At 44.1% G+C, this 11591-nt stretch carries 10 protein-coding genes; 3 read left to right on the plus strand and 7 right to left on the minus strand.

What is annotated here, in order from left to right; translation table 11 throughout:
* The 3 genes from AAFP11_RS08725 to AAFP11_RS08735 all read left to right on the plus strand — a co-directional run.
* Positions 1–424, plus strand: a 424-nt coding sequence (locus AAFP11_RS08725) for a GUN4 domain-containing protein (RefSeq protein ID WP_341736692.1), incomplete at its 5' end; no start/stop codon positions are given.
* 904 nt (positions 425–1328) lie between these two features.
* Positions 1329–1919, plus strand: a complete 591-nt coding sequence (locus AAFP11_RS08730; RefSeq protein ID WP_341736693.1) for a YdcF family protein — start codon at positions 1329–1331, stop codon at positions 1917–1919.
* Between the two features lie 84 nt (positions 1920–2003).
* Entirely contained in the window at positions 2004–2816 is an 813-nt protein-coding gene (locus AAFP11_RS08735; RefSeq protein WP_341736694.1) for a Uma2 family endonuclease, read from the plus strand.
* 59 nt (positions 2817–2875) lie between these two features.
* Here AAFP11_RS08735 and AAFP11_RS08740 read toward each other — a convergent pair whose 3' ends face one another.
* The 7 genes from AAFP11_RS08740 to gpmI all read right to left on the minus strand — a co-directional run bounded on the left by AAFP11_RS08740 (position 2876) and on the right by gpmI (position 11487).
* Positions 2876–4357: a DUF1802 family protein gene (locus AAFP11_RS08740; protein WP_341736695.1), complete on the minus strand. Its 1482-nt coding sequence runs from the start codon at positions 4355–4357 to the stop codon at positions 2876–2878.
* A 12-nt stretch (positions 4358–4369) separates the two neighbouring features.
* Complete coding sequence (locus AAFP11_RS08745) at positions 4370–6235, minus strand: hypothetical protein (protein ID WP_341736696.1); 1866 nt, start codon at positions 6233–6235, stop codon at positions 4370–4372.
* A 45-nt stretch (positions 6236–6280) separates the two neighbouring features.
* Positions 6281–6991, minus strand: a complete 711-nt coding sequence (locus AAFP11_RS08750) for a hypothetical protein (RefSeq protein WP_341736697.1) — start codon at positions 6989–6991, stop codon at positions 6281–6283.
* Positions 6992–7772: 781 nt separating this feature from the next.
* Entirely contained in the window at positions 7773–8240 is a 468-nt protein-coding gene (locus AAFP11_RS08755) for an NUDIX domain-containing protein (RefSeq protein ID WP_341736698.1), read from the minus strand.
* Positions 8241–8357: 117 nt separating this feature from the next.
* The gene (locus AAFP11_RS08760; protein ID WP_341736699.1) at positions 8358–9008 is read right to left on the minus strand and encodes a peptidase; all 651 of its coding nucleotides are present in this window, start codon (positions 9006–9008) and stop codon (positions 8358–8360) included.
* Positions 9009–9280: 272 nt separating this feature from the next.
* Entirely contained in the window at positions 9281–9520 is a 240-nt protein-coding gene (secG, locus tag AAFP11_RS08765) for a preprotein translocase subunit SecG (protein WP_341736700.1), read from the minus strand.
* A 365-nt stretch (positions 9521–9885) separates the two neighbouring features.
* Positions 9886–11487 carry a 2,3-bisphosphoglycerate-independent phosphoglycerate mutase gene (gpmI, locus tag AAFP11_RS08770; protein WP_341736701.1) on the minus strand — a complete coding sequence of 534 codons (1602 nt, stop codon included), beginning with the start codon at positions 11485–11487 and terminating at the stop codon, positions 9886–9888.
* Positions 11488–11591: the final 104 nt, after the last annotated feature.

Genomic DNA, 11591 nt, shown 5'->3' on the forward strand with positions numbered 1-11591 from the left:
GTTAAAAACTGGAAAATGGCAGAAAGCTGACGAGCATACTTGGGAAATTTTGCTGTCTATAAGTTTGAGGGAAGAGGAAGGTTGGCTCAGTGCTGCGGATATTGACAATTTTCCTTGTACAGACCTTTGCACGATCGACCAACTTTGGCAACAATACAGCGATGGACGGTTTGGGCTGAGCGTACAGCACCAGATTTGGGAAAGCGTTGGGGGCAAATATACGGAATTTTGCGATCGGGTAGGCTGGCGAGTCAAGGATAATTGGAAATATTACGAAGAATTATCCTTTCGCGACAGTGCCCCGCCGGGACACCTCCCCATCACAGTCTGGCGGCGGCGCGCTTGTTACGGTGCTGGCCAACTCACCGCAGCAGAGAACTTAGTCGCGATTACTCAAAGACTTGCAGCTTGCGGAAATCATTAAACTTAGGACTAAGACAAAAAAACCCGGAGATCCCCCTAAATCCCCCTTAAGAAGGGGGACTTTGAGCTTCTTTCTCCCCCCTTTTTAAGGGGGGTTGGGGGGGATCTCCGGGTTTGAAAACACGCCCTAGGGGGGATCTCCGGGTTTGAAAACACGCTCTAGGGGGGGGGACGGGGGGGTTGCACGATTTTAGAGAATGGTATAATTCCCAATTTTTCGGAGAAACCGGGTTTTTGGCCTTGTGTGTGCGTAGAAATTGAATCGAAAACTTTAAATTTAAAATCGACATTAGCTGCTATAATCAAAACGGTTCAGTAACTGGGGCTGTGGCTCAGATGGATAGAGCAAGCGCCTCCTGAAGAATCGGGCACCCTGGTAGGAAACTCTGGGAGTGAATGTGGTCAAACTCAAGGAAGCCTAAGTCTGACAACGGATAAGGTAATCTTGAGCCAAGCTCTACTAATACTCAAATTTTGGTAGAGAAGGTGCAGAGACTGGCTTTAGGAAGTAAACATCATAAAACCTCCTAAACATACGGCCACCACCTAAAGGTCGCAAGCCTACGGTGAAGGAATAGTCCAGAGAGTGGGGAAACTCACACAAATCTGAAGCGCTAGGTCGCCGGTTCGAACCCGGCCAGTCCCGTAGACAAATTAAGGACAATTTAAAGCAAAAGGGCAAAGTCTAGGTTTTGCCCTTTTCTTTTAAGGTTTTGGATGGAGTCCCAAGAAGTTTCGCTGACATAATTGCCTTAAAAAACTGGGTTTCTGCATGGGTCCTTTTAAAACATCCGCATCATGCCCACTTCTTAATTTTTAAAGTTAAATTCCTGTTAATAGGCTGTAAGTGCCGTATTTTTTGTTATTGTTCCTATGTCAGCTACACAAATTTTTTATAGGTTTAAATGTGGTTAAGAGTCAATTTAAACAAGCGACGTTACAAACGTTTGAGGAGTTCGCAGCAAGTTCGGTTGCTAGTAGCACTGTTGATGGCTTTTTGGTTGGGCTATCAACAGCTCAAGAGTGAATTTCAAAGACCCCAAGCTTTGTTGGTGTTGGGTGGGGCGACAGAGCGGGAGGTGTTTGCCGCTAACTTTGCTCGCAAGCATCCTGATTTGCCGATTTGGGTTTCTTCTGGGAGTAATCCTGAGTTCGCTCAATGGGTGTTTTCAGAGGCGGGTATTAGGTCCGATCGCGTGCATTTGGACTACAGAGCGGTGGATACTGTAACCAACTTTACCACATTGGTAGATGAGTTGCGCGATCGGGGAATTGATAGCTTGTATCTGATTACATCAGACGATCACATGAGACGAGCTTGGATCATCGGAGAGATTGTTTTCGGTAGTAGAGGTATTCGTTTCAAGCCTGTGGCTGTTCCTTCGGGCCGAGAACCCGAACCGGTGCAAAAAGCAGTGCGCGATGGTGTGAGAGCTATTGTGTGGCTGACTACCGGTTATACGGGGGCTAATTTAAGTCAAGCCAGAATTAAATAAACTAAGAAAGTATGACTTATATTTGATACCTTGGGTTGTGAGTTACAATAGAAACTAGATCAATTTCAACTCATAGGAAAACATATGTCTCAATCAATTGCGCCAGTTTTGACAGACCAACAAGTTGATGATTCACCCACATTAACCTTTGAAGAATACCGAGTTTATCAAGGCGAACTTGATGTACAATATGAACTGTACAAAGGCAAATTAATACCGATGCCAACAGCAACAGTTTTACACATCAAAATTTGCGAATATTTAGTTTACAAATTGCAGCGTTACCTAGCTGCTCATAATCTCGACTTAGTAGTAAAAACTGGTCTGGGAGTAAGAACAGATGAAGATAAATCTCGGATTCCCGATGTAGTTGTCTGCACTCAAAATCTTTTGGAACAAGCTGCTGCTAGGCCAGGTGGAGGCATCCTCGATTTTGACGAAAAGCCACTATTAGTGATAGAAGTGGTGAGCGAAAATCGGCGGGCAGATTACGTGATTAAACGGGGAGAGTACGAACAAGCTAACGTGCCGGAATATTGCATTGTTGACCCTAAAAATGGCAAGGAAAAAATTAGGCTTTTTGCATTGATTGAAGGTGAAGATGGTTACACTTACACAGATTTCTTGCCTGGTGAGGAAATTATATCTGTAGTATTTCCAGATTTGGTTTTATCAGTGGATGAAATACTAAATCCGCCATTGGTGGAGGAGTTAGTGAAGGCAGAACAAGCTCAGTTGCAGGAATTCCAGCAGCAAGCTGTAATCGAACGTCAACGTACTCAGCAACTCGAACAGGAAGCTGTAATCGAACGTCAACGTACTCAAGAGGAACGTCAACGTGCTGACAGATTGGCGGCGAGGTTGCGGGAGTTGGGCGTAGATCCTGATTCTGTTTAGGATATTCGATGAAGTGCGTGAAGCAAAGCTATCCCGAAGGGAATCGCCCTTCAGCTATCTCAATCATCTAAAAACAAATCACGCAGGAAATAAAAGCGATCGCGCCATAAATTATCTCCTTTAATTCGCCCTGCATAACCTGTCAGCGGAGAAGAAAGTTCTACTAAAATTTCGTGCAACTCTTCGCGGGACAACTGCTTGGGTGGGTTAGACATGGAATACGCACCGCTCAAAGAATCAATACTGGCTCTTTTAGAACCTGTAGTTTCTAAATACTTTTTCAGAATAGAAAGAACGTGCGATCGCACTTTAAGCTTTTCCCGCACATCGTCAATATAGCGATTAACCTTAGCATCGGCTTCGTCACCAAATGGCTGTTGTTCCAAACAAGGTTTTAACTCTAATAAATCGATCGAACCTGGTTGGTTAGCTTTCAATTCAACTAATCTTTGCAATGTTTCTGGGCGAATTACATTCATGTGATTTCCGATAGCAGTTTGTTTAGCGTGTCTATTTAGCTGACCAGCCGCCATAATTATCTTAATACAGCAGTTGTATTGTTCCTGAAGATGCTTATGTCCTAACTTGATAAGTTGCGCTGGCGTTCCATCAGCTACGGTTTCACTTTTGGTAGCTTTGCATTCTCCCACTACCTGATAGGGAGTTTCACAGTAGAAATCTAGTCCGCCAGCACCGCCTGTTGATTCTGGATCGAGGCTAGCTTCTGGTTTATTGTTAGAATTGGCAAATCCTAGCTTGATAAAACTTTGGCGGACTAACTTTTCAAATGTATGACCATCGCTAGAGTTGCCAATTTGTGCGATCGTTTTAATCCAATCTAAATCAGGATCTGGTTTTGTTGTAGGTGAATTTTCTGACCAACCTAGAAATATTTTGATTTCTGCGTCTAGTTGTTTGGCTTTTGGGTTGGTAGTTGATAAAAGGGCGATCGCACTTTGCAACTCTTCCAATTCTGGATGCTCTGGTGGCTCTAGTTTTTCCAGTTGTTGACGGCGTTTAGCAAAGATAGTATCCCTGAACACAGGGGAAGCATTAGTCACAGTCACCGAACGAGGTAAACCTACAAATTTACCTATCTTATCCTGACTGTTTGGATTCACTGACACCTCCAGCGGTTGAGGAAGATTATAGACACGCAAGTAAGCCAGAAAGATATTATTCCACAACCCAAGTGCCTCCTGCATTCCTTCTTTTGTCCATACTGTTAACCGCGACAAAACATCTAACGTTTCAGTATCATCTACGACTTGGCACAATTCGCACCTCGCCCAAGCTTTAATCGCTACAGTCTCAGTGTCCAACTGAAGCAGAGAATTTTCAGCAATAGAAAATAAATTTAAGCGGTAGTATCGCTCAACTGAAAGCGGGATTGTAGAGGAATTAGCAGGATACAGAGCAAATTGCCTGCCAGGATTGAGAAATATCCGAGGCATAGCTGCGATCGTTTGCCCTTTGATTAAGGCTTCAATCTCAGGCATGGGCAGACACAATGCTGTTGAAAGTGAAACTAGCTGGCTCATTTTTTTAGTTAGCTAAATTCCTAAGTTGACTTGATTAGCTGAGTCAAGCACACCTTGAGGAATGCTGACGGGCATATCTTCATCCATCAAATTTTCCGGCTCCTGACCCGAAGGATCGCTCAAAATCTCTCTGATTAGAGGGTTATTAATGGCTACTTGCTTCTGCTTGATGAAATCGATAATCTCCGCTTCACTCAATTTGTAACTTTCACGGTTCTCTAAAACCAATTGAATCGCCAAAAGAGGCTTGATATCTTCACCTCGTAACAGCACCCATTCTCCCCCTTTTTCATTCAGCAGGGTCCTGACAAATTCTCTAGCTTTGGTAGCACTTGGACTGATTTTTTTAGAGCGAACTAGGCAACCGCGAGTTAAATCAAATTTTTCGTAATCAATCAGTTGACCTAATATAGCCTGTACGCCTGCTCCACCCGATTGCTGAACAATAGCTACCCCTATTTTGACTGTTTTTCCATCTTCTTCGCCAATAATTTTGAAGCCTAGGTAGCATTTTTTGCCTTGAATTACTGCAACCTGAGCGATTTTAACTTCCTCTACTGTCTCTCCGACTAAGTTGGAAAATCCAAGCCGAAGAGCGTTGCCAATTGCATCATTATCTTCTAGATAATTATATAGAGATTCCTCAACACTGGCCAACTCATTATTAAACGCAGGTTCAACCGGATGCTGCGGTGGTGGCGGCGGTGTTGGCGTTGGCGAGATATCTTCAGGCACGACAAAATGCTCTGCACACCAGTTCAATACCGCTCTTACAGTAGGTCTTTGCTTCCCAAATTCTTTAAGTTTATTTTCATCAAATGGATAGAGAGGTGATGGGGAAGTTTGTTGATGTTCCTGATAAAACTCTTTCAACCAATAAGAAACAATCACTACAACATCATCCGAGTTGAGATAGTTCAGTTCGATAGGTTTACCGCCAAGCCGATCGATTACTGCATCAGCTTTTGGTAAAACCTTAACTTGGTCTCTCCAAGTTTCAGGATACATAGCTAGCAGCAGCACACCGCGTTTGAGGTTGTTGTATAAATCCTTAGCCAAGCTAGCAACAACCTGTGCTGCTGTAAAACCATTGTCATCGGCATCAGTATTATCTAGTTCATCAAAGCATATTACTGGCACTCTGTAATCGCTCAGTATGTCTAAAATTTGGCGGACTGTGGTTAATGCTTCTGCTTCTTTATGCTCTCTTTGAGAATTGGGCAGCCCCATTTCTTCAGAACGTGTATCTGTCAATTCCAATCCAGAAAGCCAGTGAGTAGCATAGATAGCATGGTCAGAAGAAAGTGTCCACAAAATAGCTTTCACTAGATAAGGGTTATTAATTTCCGGCTTAATTTGAATAACCCAATCAGTAAAGCGATCGACTAATTGATTTGGGTGTTTTTTCAACCAAGATGGGAACATACTGATATACTGCTGAGGCGTGTAGCTGAAATTCTTAGCTTCGTTAATTAAAGCTGCTGCCAGTTCTTGCCACTGCATCACTCCTTGGTAACTCCCAAATGCTCTGAGGCTAGAGGCTACATTTTGGAGAAATTGATACTTAATCTGATTTAAGTTGTCATACTTACCCATGTAGACAAATAAAGCACTGCCATCTGGCTGTAAGCCGTGCCGAATTCGACTGATTATTTGGCTTTTACCTAGTCCCTTTTCTCCTGTGATAGTGATACCCACAGTTTGACGCTGCCCTTGCCGCACTTGTGCAACAGCCTGAAAAATCGCATTAGAAACGTGGGCATTGATTGAGGGAACATCAGGAAAACTCTTGCCCCAGATTTGCTGGGGTCTTACCACAGTATGTCCTGCAAATGGATTGTGATTTCTAATGAGTTCGTCAATGCTAGATGTAGTCATATTCCTAGTTATGCTCACAAAATGAGGAGTAAGAAGCGAAAAAAATTAGGGTTTCAGACGTTGGGCATAGCAGCGCAATCCGCCCACTTCAGTAGTAATGGAATCTTGAATTTTGTCCGCAGCGCTATCTTCGACGCTTCCACCCTGAAGCTGAAAAATGTCATTAGCCTGCATTTCCAACAGCCACTCATTGAATTGCGATCGCGCAACTCTTTCCCCGATCGCCCGCCGCATCCGATAAATAGGCACTAAATCGTCTAAGTTATAATCCCGGTTCAAGCTGTCGTATACCTTCAACGCCACAGCCTTAAAATCGTCATAGGAGGCGATCGCCCCTACATCCTCTTTCCCCGTCTCAACACCAACACCCGTCGCACCATCCTCATGCCGTATCCATTTCAACAGAGCATTTCCCAGCCGAGCACCCATTTGAGAACCATCAAACTCAAACAAAGAATCCTGACTTTTCAAACCAGCCGCTAAAACCTCTTTCCCCTTCGCAGTCAATTCCACCTGCGATCGTCCTTTTTCTCGCAAATATGCGATCGCTCCCGATTCCTCTAATTCCTTCAAAATCGGCTCATAAGTCTTTTTAGTCTCATTAGTTCTCGCAATCAGCTTAGTCAACTTCCCTTGATTAACCTTATTTTTCCCTTCCCCCTCATCCCACAAATTCAACAGCACCCGAACTTTTGCCTTCGCATTCCACAGCAATTGCTCTGCGGCCGTCAACGCAATTTCAGCTTTTTTAGACATATTCATACCTTCAAATACCAGTTATTAACATCGAATTTTATCAGAAATCCTGCTAAAAAACATCTCAATTGTCCGGCAAATTTCTCCAGATGCTGCCAATAATTTATGCAGATTTGCGGCTGCAATAATTTTATTAAGTAAATCCACTTAATTAAACGTAAAATACGGATGACCGAAAAGCTGACTGCATAAGTCTTCTTCCTTCTTCCTGAATTTCCCCCCTTGGGGGGGGCAGGGGGGGGGTGACTTCTTCCTTCTACTTACTCATCCGTATTCTTAAAGTTGATTATTTAAAAAAATAGGGGTTGACTAAAAAACTGTTATTTGATATTATCTGCGGTCTTACCAAAAGCAATTGATTCCTAAATCCCCCCATTCAATCCTTCGCAGAATCAGGATGAATATCAAAAAATGGGTAAGTTATTGAACATGAATTATTCAACGCCATGAGAGTCTACAGCGACTTTAGTATTACAAAACAGTCGCCAGTATCAACTTCCCTGAGCAACCTCAACAAATTATAGCGATTTCTCTCGCCTACAACAGCACGCAAAAGCACAGAAAATTAACAAATAATCTCCGCTCCTAGACCAATACCCGACTTATTAAATAAGTCGGGTTTCGGAGTCATATCGTTTCCGGCTGCATCGGAATGATTTAACCTTACTAGAACGCAGAGAACACAGAGGGAGATAAGAGAGATGAATAATTCCGATGTTACCGGATTTGATATCACCTAGAGTCGATTTGTTCAATCTCAAATCTCCAATTTTAAATCGATTTAATTTTCCTTCCTGCCGTCCAAATATGCTTTAACTTCCCTCAAAACTTGTCGATTTCCATCAAAAGTAATCAAATTAATAGCTTCCTCAAAAGAACTCCAAGCAGAATTTTGAACTTCCTCTACCTGCAAAACAACATCCATTGAATTGACAAAAGCCACAAAGTAAGTAACAGTCTTTTCAATTACCTCCCCTTGCTTAGCAAAGGCATAATGTTTCACAGAACTGGGAGCAGATTCCTGAACAAAAGAATAATATTCCACAAAACTAGGCTCCTCCACCACTTCATAATCACGGATGCCAGTTTCCTCTTCCAATTCCCGTTTAGCCGTTTCCAATGCAGATTCCCCAGGATCGGCATGACCTTTGGGAAACGCCCAATGTCCGGCTTGATGTTGAATTAATAAAAACAAAGTATCAGTTTCATTCACAAAAACTGGCACTATTCCAAAAGCTTCATCTTTCATGGTTTTTCTGTTTCCTATTACTAACTAATCCCAATCTTTTTTTCTTTAGTCCGCGCAGGCGGACTTCGTTTGTGTAGACGCGAATTCTATTCGCCGGGAATTTGTGTGTAGTTTTAACTAAAATTCCCAACCCAAGCGAGTAGGCTGTTCATAAATTCGTTTCAAAGTATTAATATCCTTGACAGAAATAGGTGGAGGATTCCTCACTTGAGCAAAATAAAGCACATCAGTTTCCATCAAACTATGACCCCAAATTCCCAAAGCATGACCAAACTCGTGACGGGCCACCGCAGCCATATATTTGCCCACCTGATTCGGATTCAGATAAACCGAAAACCGATGAGATAACACTGTTTTATCGCCATCATTGCGGGTGTATAATTCATAGACAGATTCTCCCGATCGCGATCGCAACAACCCTTGACGCAAAGGTGGAGCCTGAATTAAAATTTTAATATCAGCCACCTCGGAACTATCCACCACTACCAACGGCAAATAAACCCCCCATTCCCGAACAATACCCAACACAGCCTCAACCCATTCAAGAGAGCGATTGGTATTAACCGGAGGTTGCACATAAACCCGAATTGGAAATTTTGACCAAACCAAATGACCGACTGTCGGGGGCTTTATGCGATCGAAATAATCGCCACTATCAGTTGAATCTTGCCAATTAGCCAGCGTTGGTGGCAAAGAATGAACCTGTGGAGAGGGCCAACTATCGGGGAGAGCAGGAAGACCCGCAGCAGGAGCATTAACCTGAGTCAAAATTATCAGGATAAAACAACATAAAGCGACTGAAAACAGTGTCCGAAATCTTCTGGTAACTTTCCACAACCACATTTTTGCAACCGCAGTTAAACCTCATATGTTGCACCCTTTTCAAGAACAGGCAAAATGCCTGTTCTACAAAGAATCAATGGGTGCATCTGTGTTTTGCAAATATATTCCTAGGATGCTCTAGCCCTTACAAAATTGGGATGATCCCGAATCAATTTGATTGTGGCACGCACATCTTGCCCGTGAATTATTGCCTAATCTTATAACTTAGGAGTCAACCAACCAGCACTCAAAATCACCGTCAAACCGATAAAAACAATAGCCAAACCCCAAGTAATCCGATTCAGAGTAGTCTCCGCACTCTTGGTACTTGTAAACAATTGAGCTTGTCCACCAATACCTCCAATGCCATCACCTTTAGGGCTGTGTAGCAACACAAGAACTACAACTCCGAAAGCAGACACAGACCAGATAACTTGTAAGAGAGAAACAATATTCATAATTCTCGGTAATTGGTAATTGGTAATCGGTAATTAATTATTATATCAAATCTGGTCGAGCGCTCGCAATTTATGTGGGGAGATGGTGATGTCGATAGGTGTCAACTTAAGCTGTCAGCGCATTAAGTCTGTCAGTCATTCCACGAGTCCGCCAGGGGTTGAAACCCCTGTCTCATAGCTAAAGTCGGTTGAAACCGACTGAATATTTGCCTGAAACTGACTGAATATTTGCCTGAAACCAATACAGATCAATTAACTCTTCAGTCCTCTTTGAGAGGACTTTCGCTATGAGACAGGGGTTTAAACCCCTGTCGGACTATTGGTTGTACCTTAAGTTGACACCAATGGGCATTGCCGCGTCCCTACTACAACCGGACTCGCACCGGAGATCGATTAGCGCGAACTTCAAAATCAGCCGATCGAATCATAGAACGTCCTGTCATCTCAGGAGGCTGAGGCAATCTCAAAAACTCCAAAATCGTCGGTGCAATATCAGCCAAACAGCCATCTTCCCTCAAAGGAACATCCGTTCCGTGACCAGGAATCTTCAGACCTTCGCCTTCTACCAGAATAAACGGCACTGGGTTAGTAGTGTGAGCCGTCCAAGGATTCCCATCCTCATCAAACATCTGCTCAGCATTACCGTGGTCAGCGATAATAATTGCCGTTCCCCCAGCTTTGGTAACGCCAGTCACCAGCCTCCCCAAACATTTGTCCACAGTTTCGATCGCACTTACAGTGGCATCCATCATCCCCGTATGACCCACCATATCGGGGTTAGCGTAGTTAATCGCCACAAACGAATAAATACCCTTCTCAATCGCCGCCAGCGCCCCATCCGTCACCAGGGCCGCCGACATTTCTGGTGCCTCATCGTAAGTCGCCACCATCGGACTCTGCACCATTTCCCGGTCTTCTCCCTCAAAAGGATCTTCTAGACCTCCATTAAAAAAATAAGTCACATGAGCATACTTTTCAGTTTCCGCCGTCCGCAACTGCCGCAAACCCTGTTTCGAGATCACCTCACCGAGAATATTGTTCAAATTCTGAGGTTCAAAAGCCACCAAAACTGAAGACAACTTCGGATCGTATTGAGTAAAACTAGCAAAGGTCAGCGGCTCAATTAACTGCCGTTCAAACCCTTTAAAATTTGGATCTACAAAGGCCTGAGTCAACTCTCTAGCCCTGTCCGGGCGAAAATTAAAGAAAATCAGCCCATCGCCGGATGCCACTGCTCCGGGCGCAATGCGGGTCGGGAGGGCAAACTCGTCCGTCACCCCTTCACCATAAGATGCCTGCAATACCTCCACAGCCGATCGACCATCAGGCACACTCTCAGTCACCATCACATCATAGGCACGTTGCACCCGATCCCAGCGCTTGTCACGATCCATCGCATAATAGCGACCGCTGAGAGTAGCTATTTTGCCAATCCCTACCTCTTGGATATAACCTTCTATTTTGGCGAGAGCTTCCACACCCTCTTTCGGGGTAGTATCGCGGCCGTCGGTAATGGCGTGAATGCAAACCTCAGAAATGCCCTGGGCTTTTGCCAATTGCAGTAAGCCTAGAATATGACTGAGATGGGAATGAACCCCACCTTCGGAACAAAGGCCAGTCAGGTGCAACTTCCCGCCCCTAGCTTGCACTTCCTCGCAAAGCTTAACTAGAGCCGGATTGCTCAGCAAAGAACCATCTTCCACTGCATCCGATATCCGCACCAACTCTTGAGGGACTACCCTACCCGCACCCAGATTCAAGTGACCGACTTCGGAGTTGCCCATTTGCCCTTCGGGTAGGCCTACGGCTCTGCCAGAAGTGCGAATTAGAGTTCTGGGATAAGCGGCCCACAGACTGTCCATAACTGGTGTTTTTGCAGTGGCGATCGCATTTCCGTCTTTTTCTTCACGATAACCCCAGCCGTCTAGAATAATCAGCACTACAGGAGATACGGACGCTTGTGGCATGACAATACCCTATTTGTAAGTATAATTTCTCAGTTAAGTAGACAGATATATACGGTGTGATTGTTCACCCGAAGCCAAGGGATAATTTTAGGGGATTTTCTTTT

It is taken from the genome of Microcoleus sp. CAWBG640 (assembly GCF_020883015.1).
Lineage (GTDB): Bacteria > Cyanobacteriota > Cyanobacteriia > Cyanobacteriales > Microcoleaceae > Microcoleus > Microcoleus anatoxicus.